The sequence below is a fragment of the Mycobacterium sp. 1482292.6 genome (assembly GCF_001672995.1).
Lineage (GTDB): Bacteria > Actinomycetota > Actinomycetes > Mycobacteriales > Mycobacteriaceae > Mycobacterium > Mycobacterium europaeum_A.
The window spans coordinates 1-23,184 of the sequence record NZ_LZKV01000077.1; the positions used below are offsets into that span (position 1 = coordinate 1).

The 23,184-nt window shown below is 68.4% G+C and carries 22 protein-coding genes; 7 read left to right on the forward strand and 15 right to left on the reverse strand.

Features of this window, described 5'->3' with window-relative positions:
* Nucleotides 1-35: 35 nt before the first annotated feature.
* Entirely contained in the window at nt 36-4,619 is a 4,584-nt protein-coding gene (gltB, locus tag A5624_RS07140) for a glutamate synthase large subunit (RefSeq protein WP_066863807.1), read from the forward strand.
* Complete coding sequence (locus A5624_RS07145; RefSeq protein WP_066863761.1) at nt 4,612-6,078, forward strand: glutamate synthase subunit beta; 1,467 nt, start codon at nt 4,612-4,614, stop codon at nt 6,076-6,078. The genes gltB and A5624_RS07145 overlap by 8 nt, the downstream gene beginning before the upstream one ends.
* 382 nt (nt 6,079-6,460) lie before the next feature.
* Here A5624_RS07145 and A5624_RS07150 read toward each other — a convergent pair whose 3' ends face one another.
* Nucleotides 6,461-7,312, reverse strand: a complete 852-nt coding sequence (locus A5624_RS07150; RefSeq protein WP_066863762.1) for an LLM class F420-dependent oxidoreductase — start codon at nt 7,310-7,312, stop codon at nt 6,461-6,463.
* Between the two features lie 51 nt (nt 7,313-7,363).
* Here A5624_RS07150 and A5624_RS07155 point away from each other — a divergent pair, with 51 nt between their 5' ends.
* The gene (locus A5624_RS07155; RefSeq protein ID WP_066863765.1) at nt 7,364-7,804 is read left to right on the forward strand and encodes a hypothetical protein; all 441 of its coding nucleotides are present in this window, start codon (nt 7,364-7,366) and stop codon (nt 7,802-7,804) included.
* 129 nt (nt 7,805-7,933) lie between these two features.
* Entirely contained in the window at nt 7,934-8,938 is a 1,005-nt protein-coding gene (locus tag A5624_RS07160; RefSeq protein ID WP_066863768.1) for a PHP domain-containing protein, read from the forward strand.
* 8 nt (nt 8,939-8,946) lie between these two features.
* Here the strand turns inward: A5624_RS07160 and A5624_RS07165 are convergent, their stop codons facing one another.
* The 3 genes from A5624_RS07165 to A5624_RS07175 all read right to left on the reverse strand — a co-directional run bounded on the left by A5624_RS07165 (nt 8,947) and on the right by A5624_RS07175 (nt 11,732).
* Entirely contained in the window at nt 8,947-9,705 is a 759-nt protein-coding gene (locus A5624_RS07165) for a YoaK family protein (protein WP_231997924.1), read from the reverse strand.
* A 152-nt stretch (nt 9,706-9,857) separates the two neighbouring features.
* On the reverse strand, nt 9,858-11,063 hold the full coding sequence (gene dinB, locus A5624_RS07170; protein ID WP_066863774.1) for a DNA polymerase IV: 1,206 nt from the start codon (nt 11,061-11,063) through the stop codon (nt 9,858-9,860).
* A 30-nt stretch (nt 11,064-11,093) separates the two neighbouring features.
* The gene (locus A5624_RS07175; protein ID WP_066863776.1) at nt 11,094-11,732 is read right to left on the reverse strand and encodes a TetR/AcrR family transcriptional regulator; all 639 of its coding nucleotides are present in this window, start codon (nt 11,730-11,732) and stop codon (nt 11,094-11,096) included.
* 77 nt (nt 11,733-11,809) lie between these two features.
* Between A5624_RS07175 and A5624_RS07180 the strand changes: the two genes are divergently transcribed.
* Complete coding sequence (locus tag A5624_RS07180) at nt 11,810-13,279, forward strand: NAD(P)/FAD-dependent oxidoreductase (RefSeq protein WP_066863778.1); 1,470 nt, start codon at nt 11,810-11,812, stop codon at nt 13,277-13,279.
* A gap of 4 nt (nt 13,280-13,283) precedes the next feature.
* Here the strand turns inward: A5624_RS07180 and rraA are convergent, their stop codons facing one another.
* The 9 genes from rraA to A5624_RS28505 form a co-directional block, all read right to left on the reverse strand.
* Complete coding sequence (gene rraA / locus A5624_RS07185) at nt 13,284-13,766, reverse strand: ribonuclease E activity regulator RraA (RefSeq protein ID WP_066863781.1); 483 nt, start codon at nt 13,764-13,766, stop codon at nt 13,284-13,286.
* Nucleotides 13,767-13,791: 25 nt separating this feature from the next.
* Nucleotides 13,792-14,244: a nucleoid-structuring protein H-NS gene (locus A5624_RS29325; protein ID WP_066863784.1), complete on the reverse strand. Its 453-nt coding sequence runs from the start codon at nt 14,242-14,244 to the stop codon at nt 13,792-13,794.
* A 99-nt stretch (nt 14,245-14,343) separates the two neighbouring features.
* Nucleotides 14,344-14,844 (reverse strand): copper resistance CopC family protein, encoded by a 501-nt coding sequence (locus tag A5624_RS07195; RefSeq protein WP_066863787.1) that lies wholly within the window; start codon nt 14,842-14,844, stop codon nt 14,344-14,346.
* On the reverse strand, nt 14,841-15,503 hold the full coding sequence (locus tag A5624_RS07200) for a YcnI family protein (RefSeq protein WP_066863790.1): 663 nt from the start codon (nt 15,501-15,503) through the stop codon (nt 14,841-14,843). The genes A5624_RS07195 and A5624_RS07200 overlap by 4 nt, the downstream gene beginning before the upstream one ends.
* A 28-nt stretch (nt 15,504-15,531) precedes the next feature.
* Nucleotides 15,532-16,188, reverse strand: a complete 657-nt coding sequence (locus A5624_RS07205; RefSeq protein ID WP_066863793.1) for a DUF6474 family protein — start codon at nt 16,186-16,188, stop codon at nt 15,532-15,534.
* Between the two features lie 142 nt (nt 16,189-16,330).
* Nucleotides 16,331-16,729 carry a hypothetical protein gene (locus A5624_RS07210; protein WP_007771864.1) on the reverse strand — a complete coding sequence of 133 codons (399 nt, stop codon included), beginning with the start codon at nt 16,727-16,729 and terminating at the stop codon, nt 16,331-16,333.
* 598 nt (nt 16,730-17,327) lie between these two features.
* Nucleotides 17,328-17,861: a peptidase gene (locus A5624_RS07215; RefSeq protein ID WP_066863795.1), complete on the reverse strand. Its 534-nt coding sequence runs from the start codon at nt 17,859-17,861 to the stop codon at nt 17,328-17,330.
* A gap of 193 nt (nt 17,862-18,054) precedes the next feature.
* Complete coding sequence (locus A5624_RS07220) at nt 18,055-18,678, reverse strand: superoxide dismutase (protein WP_066863798.1); 624 nt, start codon at nt 18,676-18,678, stop codon at nt 18,055-18,057.
* Between the two features lie 148 nt (nt 18,679-18,826).
* Nucleotides 18,827-18,982, reverse strand: coding sequence for a hypothetical protein (locus tag A5624_RS28505; RefSeq protein ID WP_165827960.1), 156 nt, complete (start codon nt 18,980-18,982; stop codon nt 18,827-18,829).
* Nucleotides 18,983-19,463: 481 nt separating this feature from the next.
* On the opposite strand from A5624_RS28505, the gene A5624_RS07225 reads away from it, so the two are divergent.
* Both A5624_RS07225 and A5624_RS07230 read left to right on the forward strand, forming a co-directional pair.
* Complete coding sequence (locus A5624_RS07225; RefSeq protein ID WP_156748898.1) at nt 19,464-20,510, forward strand: DUF4328 domain-containing protein; 1,047 nt, start codon at nt 19,464-19,466, stop codon at nt 20,508-20,510.
* 4 nt (nt 20,511-20,514) lie between these two features.
* A complete protein-coding gene (locus tag A5624_RS07230; RefSeq protein ID WP_066863802.1) occupies nt 20,515-21,339 on the forward strand; it encodes a glycerophosphodiester phosphodiesterase in 825 nt (274 codons plus the stop codon).
* 8 nt (nt 21,340-21,347) lie between these two features.
* Here the strand turns inward: A5624_RS07230 and A5624_RS07235 are convergent, their stop codons facing one another.
* Both A5624_RS07235 and A5624_RS07240 read right to left on the reverse strand, forming a co-directional pair.
* The gene (locus A5624_RS07235; protein ID WP_066863805.1) at nt 21,348-22,538 is read right to left on the reverse strand and encodes an LCP family protein; all 1,191 of its coding nucleotides are present in this window, start codon (nt 22,536-22,538) and stop codon (nt 21,348-21,350) included.
* A 54-nt stretch (nt 22,539-22,592) separates the two neighbouring features.
* Nucleotides 22,593-23,184, reverse strand: a 592-nt coding sequence (locus A5624_RS07240; protein WP_066860126.1) for a DUF2470 domain-containing protein, incomplete at its 5' end; no start/stop codon positions are given.

Here is a 23,184-nt window from a genome sequence, read left to right on the forward strand (position 1 = left end):
CCGCGCAGAACGTTCAGGTGAAGGGTCAGGTGCATATGACGCCCAAGCGCGTCGGGTTATACAACCCCGCGTTCGAGCACGACGCGTGCGGGGTTGCCATGGTCGTCGATATGCACGGCCGCCGTAGCCGCGACATTGTGGACAAGGCAATCACTGCGCTGCTGAACCTCGAACACCGGGGTGCCCAGGGCGCCGAGCCGCGCAGTGGCGACGGTGCCGGCATCATGCTGCAGGTCCCGGACGCCTTCCTGCGTGAGGTCGTGGACTTCGAATTGCCGCCGCCGGGCAGCTACGCCACCGGCATCGCGTTCCTGCCGCAGTCGTCGAAGGACGCCGCGACCGCGTGTGCGGCCGTGGAGAAGATCGCCGAGGCCGAGGGCCTGATGGTGCTGGGCTGGCGCAACGTGCCCATCGACGACTCGTCGCTGGGCGCCTTGTCCCGCGACGCGATGCCCACGTTCCGGCAGGTGTTCATGGCCGGCGCGTCCGGCATGACGCTGGAACGCCGCGCCTACGTGGTGCGCAAGCGCGCCGAGCACGAATTGGGCACCAAGGGCCCCGGTCAGGACGGTCCCGGCCGCGAAACCGTGTACTTCCCAAGCCTTTCCGGTCAGACGTTCGTCTACAAGGGCATGCTGACCACCCCGCAGCTCAAGGCGTTTTACCTTGACCTGCAAGACGATCGGCTGACCAGCGCGCTGGGCATCGTGCACTCCCGGTTCTCCACCAACACGTTCCCGTCGTGGCCGCTGGCGCATCCGTTCCGCCGCGTCGCGCACAACGGTGAGATCAACACCGTCACCGGTAACGAGAACTGGATGCGGGCCCGCGAGGCGCTGATCAAGACCGACATCTTCGGAACCGAAGCCGACGTCGAGAAGCTGTTCCCCATCTGTACCCCGGGGGCGTCCGACACCGCGCGTTTCGACGAGGTGCTCGAACTGCTGCACCTGGGCGGGCGCAGCCTCGCTCATGCTGTGTTGATGATGATCCCCGAGGCGTGGGAACGCAACGAGTCGATGGATCCTGCGCGGCGGGCGTTCTACCAGTACCACGCCTCGTTGATGGAGCCGTGGGACGGCCCCGCGTCGATCACGTTCACCGACGGAACCATCATCGGCGCGGTGCTCGACCGTAATGGCTTGCGCCCCTCGCGGATCTGGGTCACCGAAGACGGCTTGGTGGTGATGGCCTCCGAGGCCGGTGTGCTGGATCTGGACCCCGCCAAGGTGGTCCGCCGGATGCGGTTGCAGCCCGGCCGCATGTTCCTGGTGGACACCGCGCAGGGCCGCATCGTCTCCGACGAGGAGATCAAGGCCGAGCTGGCCGCCGAGCACCCCTACCAGGAATGGCTGGACAAGAACCAGGTCCCGCTCGACGACCTGCCGCAGGGCAACTACAAGCGGATGCCCCACGACCGACTGGTCAAGCGGCAGCAGATATTCGGCTATACCTACGAGGAACTCAACCTCTTGGTGGCGCCCATGGTGCGCAGCGGCGCGGAGCCGATCGGGTCGATGGGTACCGACACCCCGGTCGCGGTGCTCTCGCAGCGACCCCGGATGCTCTACGACTACTTCCAGCAGCTGTTCGCGCAGGTGACCAACCCGCCGCTGGACGCCATCCGCGAGGAGGTGGTGACCAGCCTGCAGGGCACCACCGGCGGCGAGCGCGACCTGCTCACGCCGACCGAGCGCTCGTGTCACCAGATCGCGCTGCCGCAGCCGATTCTGCGTAACCGCGAGCTGGCGAAGCTGATCAACCTCGACCCCGATGACGAGGTCAACGGTCGTCCACATGGCATGTGCTCCAAGGTGATTCGCTGCCTGTACCCGGTCGCCGAGGGCGGTGCCGGGCTGGCCGCCGCGCTCGAGGAGGTGCGCGCGCAGGCGTCGGCGGCGATCGCCGACGGCGCGCGCGTGATCATCTTGTCCGACCGCGAATCCGACGAGCGGATGGCGCCGATCCCGTCGTTGCTCGCGGTGGCGGGGGTGCACCACCACCTGGTGCGCGACCGCACCCGGACCCACGTGGGGCTGGTGGTGGAAACCGGTGACGCCCGCGAGGTGCACCACATGGCCGCGCTGATCGGTTTCGGCGCCGCGGCGATCAACCCCTACATGGCGTTCGAGTCCATCGAGGACATGCTCGATCGCGGCGTCATCGAGGGCATCGACCGCAAGGCGGCGCTGAGCAACTACATCAAGGCCGCCGGCAAGGGCGTGCTCAAAGTGATGTCCAAGATGGGCATTTCGACTGTGGCGTCCTACACCGGTGCCCAGCTGTTCCAGGCGGTCGGCATCTCCGAGGACGTGCTCAGCGAGTACTTCACCGGCTTGAGCTGTCCCATCGGCGGTATCACCCTGGACGACATCGCCGCGGACGTCGCCACCCGGCACGCGCTGGCCTACCTGGACCGCCCGGACGAGCGGGCGCACCGCGAGCTCGAGGTGGGCGGGGAGTACCAGTGGCGCCGCGAGGGCGAGTACCACCTGTTCAACCCCGAGACCGTCTTCAAGCTGCAGCACGCCACCCGCACCGGCCAGTACAAGGTGTTCAAGGACTACACGCGCCTCGTCGACGACCAGAGCGAGCGCATGGCCTCGCTGCGCGGCCTGCTGAAGTTCCGGGCCGGGATCAATCCCCCGATTCCCCTGGACGAAGTCGAGCCCGCCAGTGAAATCGTCAAGCGCTTCTCGACCGGGGCGATGAGCTACGGCTCGATCTCCGCCGAGGCGCACGAGACGCTGGCCATTGCGATGAACCGGCTGGGCGGCCGCTCCAACAGCGGTGAAGGCGGCGAGGACGTCAAGCGCTTCGACCGCGATCCCAACGGTGATTGGCGGCGCAGTTCGATCAAGCAGGTCGCCTCCGGGCGGTTCGGCGTCACGTCGCACTACCTGACTAACTGCACCGACATCCAGATCAAGATGGCCCAGGGCGCGAAACCCGGTGAGGGCGGCCAACTTCCGGGACACAAGGTGTACCCGTGGGTTGCCGAGGTGCGCCACTCGACGCCCGGCGTGGGACTGATCTCGCCGCCGCCGCATCACGACATCTACTCCATCGAGGACCTGGCGCAACTGATCCACGACCTCAAGAACGCCAACCCGGCCGCGCGGGTGCACGTCAAGCTGGTCTCCGAGAACGGCGTCGGCACGGTGGCCGCGGGGGTGTCCAAGGCCCACGCCGACGTGGTGCTGATCTCCGGGCACGACGGCGGCACCGGTGCCACCCCGCTGACCTCGATGAAGCATGCCGGGGCGCCGTGGGAGCTGGGGCTGGCCGAGACGCAGCAGACGTTGCTGCTCAACGGGTTACGCGACCGGATCGTGGTTCAGGTCGACGGTCAGCTCAAGACGGGCCGCGACGTGATGATCGCCGCGCTGCTCGGCGCCGAGGAATTCGGTTTCGCCACCGCGCCGCTGGTGGTCTCCGGTTGCATCATGATGCGGGTCTGCCACCTGGACACCTGCCCCGTCGGGGTGGCCACCCAGAACCCGGTGCTGCGCGAACGCTTCACCGGCAAGCCCGAGTTCGTCGAGAACTTCTTCATGTTCATCGCCGAAGAGGTGCGCGAATACATGGCGCAGTTGGGCTTCCGCACGATCAATGAGGCCGTCGGCCAGGTGAAGTCCTTGGACATGACGCTGGCCCGGGCCCACTGGAAGGCGCACCGGCTGGACCTGGCCCCGGTTCTGCACGAGCCGGAATCGGCGTTCATGAACCAGGACCTGTACTGCAGCTCGCGCCAGGACCACGGCCTGGACAAGGCGCTCGATCAGCAGTTGATCGTGATGAGCCGCGAGGCGCTGGACTCCGGGAAGCCGGTGCGGTTCTCCACGACCATCAGCAACGTCAACCGCACGGTGGGCACCATGCTCGGCCACGAGGTCACCAAAGCCTATGGCGGCCAAGGGTTGCCGGACGGGACCATCGACATCACCTTCGACGGCTCGGCGGGCAACAGCTTCGGTGCGTTTGTGCCGCGGGGCATCACGCTGCGCGTCTACGGCGACGCCAACGACTACGTCGGTAAGGGCCTGTCCGGTGGCCGGATCGTGGTGCGGCCGTCGGACGACGCGCCGGCGGACTACGTGGCCGAGGACAACATCATCGGCGGCAACGTGATCCTGTTCGGCGCGACCAGCGGCGAGGCGTACCTGCGCGGCGTAGTCGGCGAGCGGTTCGCCGTGCGTAACTCCGGTGCGCACGCCGTCGTCGAGGGCGTCGGCGACCACGGCTGCGAATACATGACCGGCGGCAAGGTTGTCGTCCTCGGTCGCACCGGCCGCAACTTCGCGGCGGGCATGTCCGGCGGCGTGGCCTACATCTACGACCCGCAGGGCGAATTCCCAGGCAATCTCAACGCGGAGATGGTCGAGCTCGAGAGCTTGGATGACGATGACTACGAGTGGTTGCACGGCATGATTCAGGCGCACGTTGATGCCACCGATTCCGCTGTCGGTCAGCGCGTTCTGGGTGACTGGGCGCAACACCGGCGGCACTTCACCAAGGTGATGCCGCGGGACTACAAGCGGGTGCTGCAGGCCATCGCCGAAGCGGAACGCGACGGCGTGGATGTGGACAAGGCGATCATGGCGGCCGCGCATGGCTGATCCGAGCGGCTTCCTGAAATACACGCATCGGGAACTGCCGAAGCGTCGGCCTGTCCCGCTGCGGTTGCGCGACTGGCGCGAGGTCTACGAAGAGTTCGACAACGAGACCCTGCGCGAGCAGGCGACCCGTTGCATGGATTGCGGTATTCCGTTCTGCCACAACGGTTGCCCGCTGGGTAACCTGATCCCGGAGTGGAACGACCTGGTGCGCCGGGACCGGTGGCGCGACGCCATCGAGCGGCTGCACGCCACCAACAACTTCCCGGACTTCACCGGGCGGCTGTGCCCGGCCCCCTGCGAGCCGGCCTGTGTGCTGGGCATCAACCAGGACCCGGTGACGATCAAGCAGATCGAGCTGGAGATCATCGACAAGGCCTTTGACGAGGGCTGGGTGCGACCGTTGCCGCCGGAGAAGAAGACCGGCAAGAAGGTCGCCGTGGTCGGTTCCGGGCCGGCGGGTCTGGCCGCCGCCCAGCAACTGACCCGCGCCGGCCACACCGTCACCGTCTTCGAGCGGGCCGATCGCATCGGTGGCCTGCTGCGCTACGGCATCCCGGAATTCAAGATGGAAAAGCGTGTCCTGGACCGCCGGCTGGACCAAATGCGGGCCGAGGGAACCGAATTCCGCACCGGTGTCAACGTCGGCGTGGACATCACCGCCGAGCAGTTGCGCGCCGACTTCGACGCCGTGGTGCTGGCCGGCGGCGCCACCGCAGGGCGCGATCTGCCCATCCCCGGCCGCGAACTGGACGGCATCCACCAGGCGATGGAGTATCTGCCGTGGGGTAACCGCGTGCAGGAGGGCGACGACGTGCTGGGCCCCGACGGGCAGCCGCCGATCACCGCCAAGGACAAGAAGGTTGTCATCATCGGCGGCGGGGACACCGGCGCCGACTGCCTGGGCACCGCCCATCGGCAGGGCGCGACCGTCATCCACCAGTTCGAGATCATGCCGCGGCCGCCGGAGACGCGCGCCCCGTCCACCCCGTGGCCGACCTACCCGCTGATGTACCGGGTGTCCTCGGCGCACGAGGAGGGCGGCGAGCGGGTGTTCTCGGTCAACACCGAGGAGTTCGTCGGCGAGGATGGTCACGTGACGGCGCTCAAGGCGCACGAGGTGACCATGGAGGACGGCAAGTTCGTCAAGGTGGAGGGTTCGGAATTCGAACTCGAGGTCGACCTGGTGTTGCTGGCGATGGGCTTCGTCGGCCCCGAGAAGGAGGGCCTGCTGACCGACCTCGAGGTCAAGCTCACCGAGCGGGGCAACGTCGCCCGCGGCGCCGATTTCGACACGTCGGTTCCGGGCGTCTTCGTTGCCGGTGACATGGGGCGTGGCCAGTCACTGATCGTCTGGGCGATTGCTGAGGGGCGGGCGGCCGCGGCCGCGACGGACCGCTTCCTGATGGGGTCGACGGCGCTGCCGGCGCCGGTCAAGCCCACCGCGGTACCGCTTCAGTAGTAACACCAGTCACACCAGAAACACGCCGGACTTCGTCCGGCGCGTCTCCCACTGTTTGCCAGCCGCCGGGTGTCTAATAACCCGTTGTGAGCCCGCTCACATGGGGGTCACACCGGTTTCCCGGTTGAACGACCGATCGCAGGAGAGATTCTTGTGCATATCCACCCATTACCTCAGTCACGGATGGGGCGAATCGCCTGGTCATGGTTGCGTCACCCGGTCAAAAGTCGGGAGTTCCCGGCCAAGCACGAACGCTTGGTGACCCCCCAGGACTTGCTGCTGTTCGGTGCGTGACCGCCCGTTCGGCGCGCTCAGCGGCGCGCCGCGGGTTTGCTCAACATGCGCCCGGCGGGATTTCCGCCGGGCCGCCCCAAAGGCGCAGTCACCGCTCCCATAGGTCCGAGTCGCGGATCGCCTCGGCGAGCGGTTCGAGCACGGCCGGGTCGTGCGGCGGCGGCAGGTAGACGATGCCCAGATCCAAGCCCTCGGCGGCCAGCCCGGCCGCGTCCTGGATGACCTTCCCGTAATTCAGATCCGGCTCCAGGCGCAGGTGGGCCGAGAGCGTGATCTCCTTGGGGTCGCGGCCGATGTCCGCGCAGTGCGCTGCCAGCACGTCGCGCTTGTGGGCGAAGACGTCGGGCGGACCGCCCACGAAATTCCAGTGCTGGGCGTAGCGCGCGGTGATACGCAGCGTGCGCTTTTCCCCGCTGCCGCCGATGCAGATCGGTGGGTGCGGGCGCTGCGGGCCCTTGGGCTCGTTGCGGGCGCCTTTGAGCTGGTAGAACTTGCCGTCGAAGTCGGTGGTCTCCTGGCTGAGCAGGCTGGTCAGCACCTCGCACGCCTCCTCGAAGCGGTCGAAGCGTTCCTTGATGCTGCCCAGTTCGATGCCGTAGGCGCCGGACTCCTCCTCGTTCCAGCCGGCGCCGATGCCCAGCTCGAGCCGTCCGTTCGAAATGATGTCGAGGGCGGCGGCCATGTTGGCCAGGACCGCGGGGTGGCGGTAGTGGATCCCGGTGACCAGGGTGCCCACCCGGAGCCGCTTGGTGGCCTGGGCGAGGGCGGTCAGCGTCGTCCAGCCCTCCAGGCAGGGCCCGCTGCTGTCGGAGAAGATCGGGTAGAAGTGGTCGAACGTCCACCCGGACTCGTAGACCTCGATGTCGTCGGCCGCCTGCCAGACGGCGAGCATCTGTGCCCAGGTGGTGTTCTGCGGGGAAGTCTTGAACGCGAATCGCATGCCGTCGACGTTAGTCGGTGTTTATGAAGGACAACTAAACTCAAGCTCACGATGACTGCTGTCTGCGGCTCGCTCGGAATGGACACCAAGATCACCCTGCTGGCGGCGGGCCTGATCTTCCTGCTCGCGCTGGTGCTGGGCGTGTGGAAATACCGCGAGATGATGGCGTCGGAGAACCACCTCGCGCATCCCTACGTCGACATCGCGCATCGGGCGGCGCTGCTGTATTCGTTCGCGACGCTGCTGCTCGCGGTGTTCGTGCAACTGAGCGCCTGGCCGGTCTGGCTGAACCTGACGGCGGCGGGGGTGGTCGTCTTCTTCTTCCTGGCCGCCATCGCCGCCTACATCAGCCACGGCGCGCGCCGCGACACCGTCAACCAGTTCGAAAACGCCGACGGGCGTCTCGTGCTGGCGATGACGGCGCTGATCGCCGGGGAGATCGGCGGATTCAGCGTGCTGCTCGCCGGATTCGTCGCCGGGCAGCTGTTGTAAGCGGGGAGGTCGTGCGGTGACCTGCTGCGCCCGGCTTCGCCGCGCTTGCAATCACCGCGGAGGTCGTGCGGTGACCTGCTGCGCCCGGCTTCGCCGCGCTTGCAATCACCGCGCGGGCACACTGGAGTCATGGATCCGGTAGCGGCGTTACGGCAGATCGCCTATTTCAAGGACCGCAGCCGCCACGACCCCCGGCGCGTGATGGCTTACCGCAATGCGGCCGACATCATCGAGGGCCTCGACGACGCGACCCGCGAGCGGCACGGCCAGGCCAACAGCTGGCAGTCCTTGCCGGGGATCGGCCCCAAGACCGCCAAGGTCATCGACCAGGCGTGGTCCGGCCGCGAACCCGATCTTCTCGTCGAATTGCGTTCCAGTGCCGAGGATCTCGGCGGCGGTGACATCCGTTCCGCGCTGCGCGGGGATCTGCATCTGCATTCCAACTGGTCGGACGGCTCGGCGCCGATCGAGGAGATGATGGCCAGCGCGGCGGCGCTGGGGCACGAGTACTGCGCGTTGACCGACCATTCGCCGCGGCTGACCATCGCCAACGGGCTCTCACCCGAGCGGTTGCGCAAGCAGCTCGACGTGATCGACGGCCTGCGGGAGAAGTTCGCGCCGATGCGCATCCTCACCGGGATCGAGGTCGACATCCTCGACGACGGCAGCCTCGACCAGGAACCCGAGCTGCTCGAGCGCCTCGACGTGGTGGTGGCCAGCGTGCACTCCAAGCTGTCGATGGATGCGCCCGCGATGACCCGGCGGATCCTGCGGGCGGTGGCCAACCCGCACGCCGACGTGTTGGGGCACTGCACCGGCCGGCTGGTCTCCGGGAATCGCGGCATCCGGCCGGAATCCAAGTTCGACGCCGAGGCGGTGTTCACCGCGTGCCGCGACCACGGCACGGCGGTGGAGATCAACTCCCGCCCCGAGCGGCGCGATCCGCCCAGCCGGCTGCTGAACCTGGCGCTGGAGATCGGCTGTGTGTTCACCATCGATACCGACGCGCACGCGCCCGGTCAGCTGGATTTCCTCGGCTATGGCGCCCAGCGCGCGCTGGACGCGGGCGTGCCCGTCGACCGGATCGTCAACACCTGGCCCGCCGAGCGGCTGCTGGAGTGGACCGCCAATTGAGACGCCGCTCAGACCTGCACCGGTTCGGCGTCCTGGGGAACCGGTGCGTCGTCGCTGCGTCCGGCGCCCTGCAGCAGGTTGGCGGCGCCGACCGTCGCGCAGGTCGCGGCCGGGATGAGCAACGCGTAACCCCCCAGCTGAGCCCCGAACGCGATCCCGGCCACGCCGCCGCCGACGAATAACACGAGGGTCGTCGCCAGTATCGCCGTTTTCCAGTTCTTGATTCCGTGTAGCCGGCTGCGACCGAGGATCAGCCCGAGGTCGGTGACCGTTCCGGTGAAGTGCGTGGTGCGGATCGCCATCCCGCGAAAGCTCGACGTCATCCCGTTTTGCAGACCGAGCGCCGCGGCGGCGAGCAGCGCCTGCACCGCGGTCTGCTCGATGCCGAGGGCGTTGATCTGTGCCCTGACGACGGTCTCCTCGACCCCGGCCGCGGCGAGCACCAGCAAGCCTGCCTCGAGGAAGAGCACGGCGGCATGGCGTGGGCCGGCAAGACCATCGGTGGGTGCGAGGATCGCCCCGGCGATGGTCGCTCCCGTCAGGAAGCCTAGGAAAATCGCGCCGAGCACGTGGCCTTCGTACAGCCACGGGTTGGCGGTGTGCATGCCCAGCTGCGTGGTGATCCCCGTCAGATTGCCGACGGGCACCGCCAAAATCAGCAGCGCCACGGCGTTGACGAAGCCCGCGGATAGGGCGAGTAACGCGCTGTAACCAAGCACGAGACCCTCGTGGGGCAGGCCGGTGTCGCGGGATTGCTGCGGCGGCATCGGATTCAATTGCTCACTTTCGAGGTCGGGTTTTCGCCAGCCTAACAATCGGGCCGCCGCACAACCGGCGTCGCAACGCCGATTCAAATGAACCTCAAATCATCGAAAAGTGTTGTGGCAGACAATAATTAGAATAAACACCGAAAAACGGGTCAGTCGGGTAGGTGCGGCATCTCTATACCCGGATCGCGGCCGACCAAAACCGCGGGCGTCAGGGCGGACTTGCCGTACCGATCCCGCACGCGGTCGATCACCGCGTCGATGGCGAGTCGATTGGTATCGCCGCCGAACGGCAGCATCAGCTGCTGGGAGCCGCTGCGGTCGATGCCCGACACGGCGAAGCCGATTAGCGTCAGGCCGCGCTGGGCGATCAGCGACGCCGCGTCCGCGACCAGCCCGCGCGCGGTGGCCAGCAGGGGCGCCGTCGATGACGTGGCCCACGGCAGGGTGCGCGATCGGGTCGCCCGGCCGAAGTCGTCGAAGCGCAGCCGCAGCACCACGGTGCGGCCGGTGCGTCCGGCGGCGCGCATGCGGCCGGTGATCCGGTCGATCAGATTGACCACGACGGCGTCGATCTCGTTGGCGGACAGGGTGTTTCCGGCGCGACCCAGCGCTCGCTGCGCGCCGACAGACCGGCGACGGACACCCGTGGTCACCCGGCGGCGGTCGATATTGCGGGACAGGGCGTACAACTGGCGGCCCATCGCCCCGCCCACCATGGAACCCAGCGCGGACTCGCTGAGCTCGGCGACGTCGGCGACCGTCACGATGCCGTGCGCACGCAGCTTCTCGGCCGTCACCGCGCCCACACCCCAGAGCCGGCGCACCGGCAGCGGCCGTAGGAAGGCCAGCTCCTGGTCGGGCGGCACCATCAACAGCCCGTCGGGCTTGGCCTCCTGGCTGGCGACCTTGGCGAGGAACTTCGTGCGCGCGACGCCGACGGTGATCGGCAGCCCGACGCGCTCGCGCACGTCCGCGCGCAACCGCTCTGCGATCGCGACCGGCGTGCCACTGACCCGACGTAGCCCGCCGACGTCGAGGAAGGCCTCGTCCACCGACAGCGGCTCGACGATCGGGGAGCAGTCGCGGAACACCTCGAAGACCGCGTCACTGGCGCGCGAATAGGCGCTCATCCGCGGCGGCACCACCACGGCGTGCGGGCACAACCGCCGCGCCTGCGACCCGCCCATGGCCGTGCGCACGCCGTAGGCCTTGGCCTCGTAGCTCGCGGCCAGCACCACACCGCCGCCCACGATCACCGGTCGGCCCCGCAGGGTGGGGTCGTCGCGCTGCTCGACGGACGCGTAGAAGGAATCCAGGTCCGCGTGCAGGATGGACGCATCGCACTGCACGAACATATGTTCGCACAGGGCGCCGACAGCTGAGTTTCAGCAGGCGCCGCCGTAGACGCTGCTGACCCAGATGTGCACCAGCGTGTCGAGTAACTGCTCGCTGGGCACCGAGGGCCGCGCGTCGGCGAACGAGCTGAGCATGACCTTCTCGTTGAGCAGGTTCAGCGCCGCGGACAGGTTGCGGGCCGGCAGCGTCACCGGCGCCGCGCCGCGGGCGCGCTCGGCTTCGATCACGGTGGTGATGTGGTCCACCCACTTCTGCATGAAGCGCGACCACAGGTCGTCGACGTCCTTGTTACTGCGCGCCGCGTCGGCGGCCAGTGACACCGCGCGATGCGCCCCGAAGGTCTCGACGAACACGTTGATCCCGATGCGCCACAACGCTTTCAGGTCGGCGGGCGGGTTGGCGACCATGGTCTGAAGCGCGGAGTCGGCCTGCATGATGACCCGTTCGAACAGGGTGAGCAGCACCGCGTCCTTGGATGGGAAATAGAAGTAGAACGTCGGCCGGGACAGGCCGGCACCCTTGGCCAGGTCGTCGACGGAGATGTCGGCGAGCGGGCGCTCCCGCAGCAGTTGTTCGGCGGTGGACAGGATGGCCAGTTCACGGTCGTCGCCGGACGGGCGCGCCGAACGCCTGCCCCGGTGGGTGCGGGCGGAACCGACGGTAGTCACGGCCGCTACTTTACACGCTGTTGAGAGTTTCGACACGCTGTTGACTGGCTCAACACGGTGTTGATAGCGTTGGCTTCATGACTGAGCATCTCGACGTCCTCATCGTCGGCGCCGGCATCTCCGGCGTGAGCGCGGCCTGGCACCTGCAGGAACGCTGCCCGACAAAGAGCTACGCGATCCTCGAACGCCGCGCCGACCTCGGCGGAACCTGGGACCTGTTCAAGTACCCGGGCATCCGGTCGGACTCGGACATGTTCACCCTGGGCTTCCGGTTCAAGCCCTGGCGCTCGGCGAAGTCCATCGCCGACGGGGCCTCGATCAAGGCCTACATCAAGGAGACCGCCGTCGAGAACAAGATCGAGCCGAAGATCCGCTACCGCCACCGGGTGGTGGCCGCCGACTGGTCCGACAACGACAACCGCTGGACCGTGACCGTCGAGAGTGACGGCCGGCAAAGCGAGATCACGTGCTCGTTCCTGTTCGCCTGCACCGGCTACTACAACTACGACGAGGGGTTCTCGCCGACCTTCCCGGGCTCCGAGGACTTCGGCGGCACCATCGTCCACCCGCAGCACTGGCCGGAGGACCTCGACTACGCGGGCAAGCGGATCGTCGTGATCGGATCCGGTGCCACCGCGATCACCCTGATTCCCGCCCTGGTGAACTCGGGCGCGGGCCACGTGACCATGCTGCAGCGGTCGCCGACCTACATCGGGTCGCTGCCCGGGGTCGATCCGTTCGCCGAGAAGGCCAACCGGCTGTTGCCCGAGCGCCTCGCGCACATGGCCAACCGCTGGAAGGCCATCGCGTTCAGCACTTTCCAGTACCAGCTGTCCCGCAAGGCCCCGGGCTACATGCGCAAGACGTTGATGACGATGGCGCAGCGACGCCTGCCGGCGGGCTACGACGTCGAAAAGCACTTCGGTCCGCGCTACAACGTCTGGGACGAGCGGCTGTGCCTGGCCCCCGACGGCGACTTCTTCCGGACCATCCGGCACGGCAAGGCCGACGTCGTCACCGACACCATCGACCGGTTCACCAAGACGGGCATCAAGCTCACCTCGGGTGAGGAGCTGTCGGCCGACATCATCGTCACCGCAACGGGATTGAACATGCAGTTGCTGGGCGGGGTGAAGCCGACCCGCAACGGCCAGGACATCGACCTGACCTCGTTGATGACCTACAAGGGGCTGATGTTCTCCGGTGTGCCCAACTTCGCGATCACCTTCGGATACACGAACGCGTCCTGGACGCTGAAGGCCGACCTGGTCTCGGAGTTCGTGTGCCGATTGCTGAACTACATGGATGCCAACGGCTTTGACTTCGTCGAGCCGCAGCACCCGGGCAGCGATGTCGACGAGCTGCCGTTCATGGACTTCACTCCCGGCTACTTCCGGCGGTCGATGCACCTGCTGCCGAAGTCGGGGTCGCGGGCGCCGTGGCGGCTCAAACAGAACTACTTCTTCGACATGCGCACGATCCGGCGCGGCAGGGTCGACGATGAAGGCTTGAAGTTCGCGAAAAAGCCTGCCCCGGTGGCGGTTTAGCGCGTCAGTCTGCGGCGACGACGACGATTCCGTCGTCGTCGCTGTAGGCGATCTCGCCCGGGGTGAACGTCACCCCGCCCAGCGTGACGTCGACGTCGCGCTCGCCGGCACCGGTCTTGGTGCTCTTGCGGGGATTGGTACCCAACGCCTTGATGCCGATGTCCATGCCCCGCAGCGTGGCCGAGTCGCGCACGGCGCCGTTGACGATCAGCCCGGCCCACCCGTTGGTACGGGCCAACTCGGCGATGACGTCGCCGACCAGAGCGGTGTGCAGGGAACCGTGGCCGTCGATGACCAGAACCCCGCCGCCGCCGGGCTCCGAGAGGATCGATTTCAGCAGCGCGTTGTCCTGAAAACACCGCACGGTGCTGATCGGGCCGGCGAATTCGGTCCGGCCGCCCAACTGGCGGAATTGCACGTCGCAGCTGCGTACGTCGGGACCGATGCTGTCTACGAGGTCGGCCGTCGGCCGGAATGACACCGTCACTTCTGACACGTTAGACGTCCGCCGCTCAGCGGCGACGCAGCTGGCGAATGAGCAGGATGGCCAGCAGGCTGACGGCCAGGGCAACGATCAGGGGCACCGGGGACTGACCCGCCGCAGGACCGGCGATCGCGGGAGCGACGGGATTGTTGGCGGCCTCCACGGTGGACTTCGCCTGCGCGGCAGCATCTTTGGCGGCGGCCGTGAGGTCGCCGTTGCTTTCGGCCCGCTGCGCGACGTCGAGCGGCTGCTCGGCCGGGCGTTCGGGTGGCTTTAGGGGCGCCGGTTCGGCGCTCTTGGCCGGCACCTTCTTGGCGGGTGCTTTTTTGGCCGGCGCTTTCTTGGCGGGCGCCTTCTTCGCAGGGGCCTTCTTGGCGGGCGCTTTCGCGGTCTTCTTCACCGCCTTGGCGGGCGGTGTCTTCTCCGGCGGGATGCCGGCGGCGTCAGGTGCGCTGTTGGTTGGGTCCTGCGGGTCTGCCATGCGGCCGCTCCTTGAGCTTCCTCTGTCGTCGTTCCCCTGGCTCACCGGGTTCAAGGTCCCATCATGCCAGGACGCGTCGGGGCGCCTCGCTGGCCGTACTCAGCGCCTGCCCCGCGCCGCCCACCAGGCGCCGCCGGCGACGAGCGCCACTGCGACGGCCACGAACGGCCAGACCGGGACGGTACCGCCGCCCGCCGGGGCCGCCGCGGGGGGACCGGGCGTGCCGGTGCCGGGCACCGTGAGCCGAAACGACCATGATCCGGACACCACGTGGCCATCGGCGGAGGTGACGCGGTAGTTCACCGCGTACGTTCCGGCCGGCCCGAGTGGCCGCAGGGCGATGCCGACCACCGCGCCCTGCACCGTGGGCTCTCCCGTGGACCACACGTTGCCGTCGGGCCCGACCACCGTCATGGCGGCGAACGTGGTTTGCAACTGCTCGTTGAACGTGGCGCTCACCCGCTGCGGGCCCGTCGCCAGCGCTGCATCGGCTGCGGGATCGGTGGCCAAGCGGGTGGCGTGGGCCGACGCGGCCGGCGCGGTCAACGTGGCGATCAGGAACATGACGCCGACGCACGCGCCAACCGCCAGGCGCTTCATGCCCGCCGGCGGATCAGTGCCATCGCGATGCCCGCGGCGGCGACCACCAGAGCGGCGCCGCCCAGCAGCCGGGCGGTGTTATCGGCGACAGTGGGCCCGGTCGGCGGGGGGCCGGGGGAGCCGTGGTGTTGATGCGGTGCCGCCGCTCCGGTGGCGAGGGTAAGCGTGGGTACCGGGTGCTCCGGCTCGCTCCCGTCCGGCAGCGGCGGCTGATCCCACTTCACGACGGTTCCGTCGGAGTAGCTCTGCGCGGCGGGGAAGCTGACGGTGTCGGCGTCGGGCAGCTTGACCGACAGCCGGAACAGGGCGAATTGATCTGGCCCGATGCCGCCGGTGAGGGCGGCGGTCCACGTCACCGAGCGCACGGTGCCCGACGCGGCGTCGCGGTCGAGCCGGGCCGTCCAGCCCGGCTGGCTTTCGGTGCGCGCCGACGGCACGTTGGGAAGGGTGACGGTCAGCGCGGTGGTGAGCGCCCCGTTGTTCGACTCGTTGGGCACCTGGAACGTGACGATCGCCATGGCCCCGCGCACCGCGTTGTCGCTGCTGGCGTGCACGTGCGCCCAGGCGGCGGGCGGCTGGGCCGCCGACCCGAGATAGAGGGCGGCCGCCGCAACGAGCGCCGTCAGCGTGCGTGAGACCCACCTGCGGTGGACGGGCATGCCGGAGTGCCGCCTTTCCTGCGAGAGGTCAGCTCAGTCCGAGGCGGGCCATCAGATCCGCCTCGATCCCGTCGAGCTGCGTCGAGATCGCGGCGTGGGCCGCCCGGCGGCGCGCGGCCGGGATGTTCTCGGCGGCGGTGACCGCCGCCGACAGGTCGCTGAGCCGCTCGGCGATGGCGGAGACGAACTGCTTGGTCTCGGCGTCCTTGGGCTTCTTGTCCTGCACCGTGCGCAGCGACTTCTCCGCCCCCGCGATGCGGGCCGACAGCTGGGCGCCGTGACCGGAGAACTGGCCGATCTGCGCCAGCGGAATGCCGAGTTGATCCGCGCGACGCTGATCGATGAGCGCGCGGGCCGCGACCGCCGCCCGGTAGATGAGCGGCGTGAGGATCGGCGCGAGCAACCGGGACACCGTCAGCACCCGGCGGATCCGCGTCGGTGAGAAGATCTTGCCCTCCCGCACGGCCTTGAGTTCGGCCTCCGCGACCTTCAGGGCGTTGCGGTCGCGGTCCCGTTGCGCCTTGATCTGCGCGCGCAGCGCCTTGCTCTCGGCCCGCTGAGCGGATTTGGCGCGGCGCACCTCGTTTTTCGCGGCCAGCTTGGCCTCGAGCTTCGCGCGGGCCCTGATCGCGCGGGCTTCGGCGCGACGCGTCGCGCGGCTCTTTCGCTTGCGGAACAGGCCCATTCCCGGCCGCCTCCCGGTGATCTCGCTGGCAATCGTTGTCTATCGCTCTCGCGGTTGCGCGATCCGCTGAGCCAACCCTAATCGGAATGGGCGGGCGGCAGCCCTCCAGGGCAGGCTCGACGGCCGGTGCCCGGCGTGGACGTCAGGCGTCTAAGTGCTCGGCGCGGCGCAGTTCGTTGACTCGCTCCATGACCTCGCGCTGCGCCTCGGGGGACAGCTCTGCCGTGCGAACCGCGATGCGGCGCACATTGTCGTCGCGCGTCGTGGCCAACCACGACAGTTCCTTGTCGAGCTTCTCGTAGTACTCGTCGTCGGTGAAGTACGCCGACTTGATGCGGAAGAAATTGGCCAAAGCGGCCATGGTCGCCGTCGACGGGTTGGTGCGGTTGCCGGAACGCAACTGGGAGAGGTAGGGAGCCGACATCGTTATGCCCTCCGCCTTGAGCGCCGCGATCACTTCCGCGGAGGTGTGCGGCCCGCGTCCCGGGGGATACACCGTGTCGAACAGGCGATTCAGGCGAGCAGCGAACGTCGTGCTCATTGATATGACCTCCACTGGGCTGTAGAAGTGAACTATTACCTAGGTGTATTTGCTGATCATGGTAGCGAGGCTTGGTGACCGTAACCAGGTGCAAACCCCAAGGGATTCCCGACCGGCATAGCTGACGCTTGCCAACTCCCCACTTGACGAGCGTCTAACTGATTCGCTGGGGTGTCCACTAAATACTTGGAACTCACAGGTTATCCGCAGAATTGCAGGTTCGTTCCAAGGTGGCGGGCGAACCGCGCGCTGACGGGTGCGATAATATGCCGCAACGTGCTGGGCGATCGCTCCGCAACGGGCCGGCAATCCGGGGCGATGTAGCCCATCCTTTGCTGTCGAGTGGGAAAAACGCCTGCGCGACGGTCGCGCGTGCCCGGCGTGCGGCCCCGGCCGCCGGTGGTCGAGGCGTCGTTAACTTAGCCGGATACCGCTGGTAGCGTCCCGATTGCGTCGACGGTTCTGCGGCGCCGCAGCGTCTATGGGGCCGCGGTTGCGGAAACGGGCCGCGCGGGTGCAGACGGTCACGCCAGCGTCGGGCAAGGCGAATCGCGATTCGCGCGCGGGCAGCGAAAGCGCGGCGCACACCGGCATTTCGTTACGCGGCGAGCAGCATCGCCAGTATCGCCGTATCGGGGTGGCTGATCGGGTCGACGCCGACCCGGCTCACCATCGAGGTGATGGTCCCGTCGGCCTCGGCCTCCACCCAGGCCGCACGATGCTCGAGTCCGAGATAGGGCAGTCCCGGCAGCAAGACGCATCCCGATGCCGCGCCGGTGCATTCGGGCAGTGACGGCGTGGTTTCCGACGGCGGGTGCAACATGAGCAGAGCCGGCGGCTGATGCTCCGCGAAATAGCCTGGCTGGATGGCGGATTCACCGAACACCGTGCCCTCGGCCAGCACCAGGCCAACCGTGCCGGGCTCGGGTTCGTCCGGAAGTTCTTCGCGCGCACCGAACACCGTTGTGGTCGAGAGCAATCCGGGCAGCGACGCGATTCTGACGGCGACCATGAGGAGCTGGGCCCATTCCTTGGTCGAGTCGGGCCACCGCCCGGAGATCACGAACCCCTTCAAGGCACCACGAGAATGGAACGGGGACACCCCGATAGGCCCGTCCGACCCAGTTTCCATCTCGACCTCCGCGCGATGACTCCGCTTGGAACAACCACACTGGCAAGTCCGAATAATTAAGCATGCCTGCGGTTTAGGCGCCGTGCAACACGACACGGTCAGCGGCGCAGACCTACTCACGCGGTCGAGCGAGGGCCGGACAAACGACTGGGGCGCCGCGCAACGCGCGACGCCCCCGCCGATCGAAATGAAGTCAGCCGAAAATAAGGCCCTGGGTTTTCGACGTCGCGGCCTCGTACCGCTTCTGCACGTCCGCCCAGTTGACGACGTTCCAGAACGCCTTGACGTAGTCCGCCTTGACGTTCTTGTACTGCAGGTAGAAGGCGTGTTCCCACATGTCGACCTGCAGCAAGGGGATGATGCCGAGCGGAACGTTGGCCTGCTGGTCGTAGAGCTGGAAGGTCAGCAGCCGGCTGCCCAGGGTGTCGTAGCCCAGGACCGCCCAGCCCGAACCCTGCAGCCCGTTGGCGGCCGCGCTGAACTGCGCGCGGAAGCGGTCGAAGGATCCGAAGGCGTCATCGATCGCGGCGGCCAGTTCACCGGTCGGCTTGTCGCCGCCGTCCGGCGACAGGTTCTTCCACCAGATCGAGTGGTTGACGTGGCCGCCCAGGTGGAAGGCGAGATTCTTTTCGTTCAGGAAGATCGCAGCGTGGTCCTCGTTGGCGCGGGCCTCTTCGAGCTTGGACAGAGCGTCGTTCACGCCTTTGACGTACGTGGCGTGGTGCTTACTGTGGTGGATCTCGTTGATCTGCCCGGAGATGTGCGGTTCCAACGCTGCATAGTCCCAGTCCAAGTCGGGCAGGGTGTATTCAGCCACGGCATTCCTTTCTTCGATTATCGTCTTGACGCTCAGTCGCGCGGCGCCGCCTCGCGGCGGCCGGCCGTTATCAACCCTGCTCCATGACCGCGCGCTCCGCAAGAACGACCCTTGTGAGCCGGAACGCGAATACCCGCTATGCGGTAGTTCAGAACAAGACGATGACCGCGAGCACGGCCAGCAATGCCAGGGCGATCAGCCCGGCGCGCAGCGCGGCGATGCTGTAGCTGTGATTCCACGCCGGGGAGCCGCAGTACGACTTCGACGGGCCCGGTGAACCCGGACCGAACGAATGCGTGGCCATCAATCGCCTTTCACCCCCGGTCACCTCGCGTCAGTGAGGTGAGTCACAAACACTTTTTGCGAACGCGATCATAGCGCTTTGTGGCGGGCTGAAGAAATATCGCGCTGAACTGCGGCTTGGCGAAGGCGGCCGGGCTCCAACGCCCGCTCCGGGCGCGGGGTTGATCCTCGGCCGGACGCGCTGCTCGCACGGGTGCTTAGTGAGGCAATCCATTTCGCTCAACGACCGCTCCGGGCTGTCTATGGCGTGCCTGACAACGCCGGGTGTTATCCACAGTCACACCACGGTCAGCCGCCAGAGGCTGTAGCGATGCTTTCTATACCCCGTGGGTCTATGTGGATAAACCTGTGGAAACTGTGGATAGTCGGCGGCGCCGCGCGGGTTGCCGATCCCGCTCCCCGCGACCGACGGCGACGGCCGCCGGGCGGGCCCGCGGCCGGCGGTCCCGAGGCCCGCACCGAGACGGCGTTAGTCTGGTCCGGTGATCCAGGTGTGCTCCCAGTGCGGCACCCGCTGGAACGTGCGTGACCGGCAACGCGAATGGTGTCCCCGCTGCCGCGGAGCCCTGCTGGCGCCCTCGCCGGACAGCCCCGCTGCCGATTCGCGCTGGAGTGCGCCGGGGGCCCCGGCTCCGGCCCGCCCTTCGAGGTCGCCCGGCTGGCAGCGCACGCCGCCGCGGCTACCGCCCGGCTATCGCTGGATAGCGGTGCGCCCCGGTGCCGCGCCGCCGGTGCGACGCGGGCGCCGTCCCCTCGGACCCACGCCGCGTTACACCGTGATCCCGCGCTGGGGTTTGGCCGACCGGGTCGAGCAGGCGCCTGCGGCGGCTGAGGCGGCCGCGCCGTCCGGGCCGTCGGCGCAAATCGTTCGCACCGCGTCCTTTGTGGGCGTGCTGGTACTCAGCATCGCCGCCCTGGTCTACGTGGTGCGCTACGTGCTGCTGGTGATCAACCGGAACACCTTGCTGAACACGTGGGTGGCCATCGGCGCCGACTGGCTCGGCGTGCTCGCCAGCGTGGGCGCCGGTGCGGCGGTGATCGCCGCCGGCGTGCTGCTGATCCGCTGGATGATCGCGCGCCGCGCCGCCGTCTTCGCCCATCACGGTCTGCCCGAGCCGCGCTCCACGCGGGCGCTGTGGGCCGGTTGCGTCGTGCCGCTGGCCAATTTGCTGTGGGCCCCGGTGTACGTGATCGAGCTGGCGCTGCTCGAGGAGCACTACGCCCGGCTGCGCGGCACCATCCTGCAGTGGTGGGTGGCGTGGATTTGCAGCTACGCCGTGTCCATCGCCGCCATCGCGACCAGCTTCGCCACCGACGCCCAGGGCATCGCCAACAACACCGTGCTGATGGTCTTCGCGTACCTGTTGGCGGCCGCCACGCTGGCCGCCGCGACCCGCGTCTTCGAGGGATTCCAGCGCAAACCCGTCGCACGTCCCGCGCATCGCTGGGTCGCGGTTCCCGATGACGGGCCCGCCGCGCCGGCGTCGGCCGACCCAGTTGAGTTGAAGGGGCAGGAACCGGCAGCATAGGGGTATGACGTGGGCCGACGAGGTGCTCGCCGGGCATCCTTATGTCGTCGCCCACCGCGGCGCTTCGGCGGCGCGGCCCGAACACACGCTGGCCGCCTACGACCTCGCGCTCAAAGAAGGCGCCGACGGCGTGGAATGCGATGTGCGGCTCACCCGTGACGGCCACCTGGTGTGCGTGCACGACCGCCGGCTGGACCGGACCTCGACCGGCGCGGGGTTGGTCAGCACCATGACCCTCGCCGAACTGCGTGAGCTCGAGTACGGGGCGTGGCACGACAGCTGGCGCGAGGACGGCACGCACGGCGACACCAGCTTGTTGACGCTGGACGCGCTGGTCTCGCTGGTGCTGGATTGGCATCGCCCGGTGAAGCTGTTCATCGAAACCAAGCACCCCGTCCGCTACGGGTCGTTGGTCGAGACCAAGCTGCTCGCATCGCTGCATCGGTTCGGCATCGCCGCGCCCGCGTCGGCTGACCGGTCCCGTGCGGTGGTCATGTCGTTTTCGGCGTCCGCGGTCTGGCGGATCCGGCGGGCCGCCCCGCTGCTGCCCACGGTGCTGCTCGGCAAGACCGGGCGTTACCTGACCAGCGGCGCGCCCACCGCTATCGGCGCCACCGCCGTTGGGCCTTCGCTGTCGACGCTGAAGGAGTATCCCCAGCTCGCCGACCGGGCCATCGCCCAGGGCAGGGCGGTCTACTGCTGGAACGTCGACGATTACCAGGACATCGATTTCTGCCGCGACGTCGGGGTGGCCTGGCTCGCCACCCACCACCCCGGTCGCACCAAGGCGTGGTTGCAGGGCAACCGCGCCGGCGACGGCAGCGGCTAGCCCGGCCGCTATTGCGGTTCGTCCGCCGCGGCGGGAGGCACCGGCGCATCGGAAGCCAGCGCCTGGAACAACCGCTTGGCCGCATCGTGATTCCACACCACCACCGAGCCGGCGTCACCGCTGGTGAACTGGCCGATCGGCACGGTCATGGTGGTGGTCGACCCATGCAGCGCCCAGCCGAGCCGGGCCAGATCCCAGGCGTGGTCGCCGCGGTCGACGGTCAGCGCGTCGGTGGCCGCCCGCGGCACCGAATACCAGCGCCACGGGTTGAGCCACACCGCGGGGCTCCCGGCCCGATGCAGCAGCGCCGCCACGAACTGACGCTGGTTGACCATCCGGTCCAGGTCGGCGCGGGGCGTGTCGCGGGACCTGACGTAGCCCAGCGCGTTGCGCCCGTCGAGGGTGTGGCAACCCGCAGGCAGGTCGATGCCGGCCAACGGGTCGTTGAGCGACGTCGTCGGGCACACCGTCACCCCGCCCAGCGCGTCCACCAAGCCGGCGAACCCGCCGAACCCGATCTCCGCGTAGTGATCGAGGCGCAATCCGGTGGCCTGCTCCACCGTCCGCACCAGCAGCGGCGCACCGCCCATCGCGAACGCGGCATTGATCTTGTCTTTGCCGTGCCCCGGGATCGGCACGTAGGAGTCGCGCGGTATCGACACCATCGACGTCTGCGCTGCGGATCCGATGCTCGGCACGTGAACCAGCAGGATCGTGTCGGTACGCCCGTTACCGATGTCGCCGCCCGTGGCCAGGTCTTGTTGCTGCTCGGCGGTGAGGCCTTGGCGGCTGTCCGATCCGACGACCAGCCAGTTGGTCCCCCGGCCGGCCGCGGGCCGGTCCGGATAGTCGGCCAGCACCTCCTCGCGGTGCAGTTTGGTGTCGAACCAGATGGCCCCGGCGACGGCGCCCGCGCCGAGCAGCAGTGCCCCCACCAACAGGATCGACAGCACCGTCCGGAGCCAGCGGCGCTTGCGGCGCTTGGGTGACGTGCGCGGGGCCTGAGGTCGCGACGGCGCCGCCGCCCCGGGCGCCGACACGGCGGCGGGACGCGCCCTCGGCCGGTTCAGCGGCTGGGTCTCCGCCGTCGGCGACGGCGGCGGGCCGGCGTGGCGGTGGATCACCTGCGGCGGCTCGGGGCGCGGTGGCCCGGGCGGCCCAAGCGGGCGCCGAGGCTGGGGTGCGCGCTCGCCGTTCACCCGAGTAAACGTACGTGGCCGGCGCTCGGTCGCGCCGGTGCGCCGCGCGCTCGGCTAGCCGCGCGCCCGAAGCCCGTTGATGAAGGGGCAGCCCATCAGCACCCGGATCGCCTGGCTCAGGCCGGTCATGTCGTCGACCGGCTTATGGAACGGCAGCCGGACGTCGTGATCGCGATCGTCGCCCTCGACACGGAACCGGACGCCGTAGCGGTCCAGGCCCAAGGGCCGGACGTGCCCGCGCCGCAGCGGCGCGGGCAGCCGGGACACCAGCCGCGCGAGGACGTCGCTGTGGGCGGTGTCCAGGTGCCACAGCAGGCTCGACTCGAGCGCGCAGAACGGATCCGGGCGGGCGTCCAGCAGGTCGGCCACACTGACCGGCTCGGCGCCGGTGGTGTCGGTGACGACCACCGAGGCGGTCTCGAGCCGCAACAGGGTGTAGCGCGGCTCGTCGCCGCCGCCGGGCCTGCAGCGTGGGGTGTCGATGCCCAGCAGGGCGGGATTCGGGCACTCGGCGGCGATCAGGTCGAGCATGTCGAGGATCTCCGTCGGGTGTACCTCTTGGAGGCGACCGCGCACCCACACCAGCGAGCGGACCGGTTCGCGCAGCGGTAGGGGCGCGTAGTCGGTCAGCTCCAGCAGCGCCTGG

Bases quoted from the DNA above. Each gene is read 5' to 3' on its own strand.
- gltB (WP_066863807.1), top strand. From the start codon at position 36: ATGACGCCCAAGCGCGTCGGGTTATACAACCCCGCGTTCGAGCACGAC.
- A5624_RS07145 (WP_066863761.1), top strand. From the start codon at position 4,612: ATGGCTGATCCGAGCGGCTTCCTGAAATACACGCATCGGGAACTGCCG.
- A5624_RS07150 (WP_066863762.1), bottom strand. From the start codon at position 7,312: ATGCGATTCGCGTTCAAGACTTCCCCGCAGAACACCACCTGGGCACAG.
- A5624_RS07155 (WP_066863765.1), top strand. From the start codon at position 7,364: ATGACTGCTGTCTGCGGCTCGCTCGGAATGGACACCAAGATCACCCTG.
- A5624_RS07160 (WP_066863768.1), top strand. From the start codon at position 7,934: ATGGATCCGGTAGCGGCGTTACGGCAGATCGCCTATTTCAAGGACCGC.
- A5624_RS07165 (WP_231997924.1), bottom strand. From the start codon at position 9,705: ATGCCGCCGCAGCAATCCCGCGACACCGGCCTGCCCCACGAGGGTCTC.
- dinB (WP_066863774.1), bottom strand. From the start codon at position 11,063: ATGTTCGTGCAGTGCGATGCGTCCATCCTGCACGCGGACCTGGATTCC.
- A5624_RS07180 (WP_066863778.1), top strand. From the start codon at position 11,810: ATGACTGAGCATCTCGACGTCCTCATCGTCGGCGCCGGCATCTCCGGC.
- A5624_RS29325 (WP_066863784.1), bottom strand. From the start codon at position 14,244: ATGGCAGACCCGCAGGACCCAACCAACAGCGCACCTGACGCCGCCGGC.
- A5624_RS07195 (WP_066863787.1), bottom strand. From the start codon at position 14,844: ATGAAGCGCCTGGCGGTTGGCGCGTGCGTCGGCGTCATGTTCCTGATC.
- A5624_RS07200 (WP_066863790.1), bottom strand. From the start codon at position 15,503: ATGCCCGTCCACCGCAGGTGGGTCTCACGCACGCTGACGGCGCTCGTT.
- A5624_RS07205 (WP_066863793.1), bottom strand. From the start codon at position 16,188: ATGGGCCTGTTCCGCAAGCGAAAGAGCCGCGCGACGCGTCGCGCCGAA.
- A5624_RS07210 (WP_007771864.1), bottom strand. From the start codon at position 16,729: ATGAGCACGACGTTCGCTGCTCGCCTGAATCGCCTGTTCGACACGGTG.
- A5624_RS07215 (WP_066863795.1), bottom strand. From the start codon at position 17,861: ATGGAAACTGGGTCGGACGGGCCTATCGGGGTGTCCCCGTTCCATTCT.
- A5624_RS28505 (WP_165827960.1), bottom strand. From the start codon at position 18,982: ATGGCCACGCATTCGTTCGGTCCGGGTTCACCGGGCCCGTCGAAGTCG.
- A5624_RS07230 (WP_066863802.1), top strand. From the start codon at position 20,515: ATGACGTGGGCCGACGAGGTGCTCGCCGGGCATCCTTATGTCGTCGCC.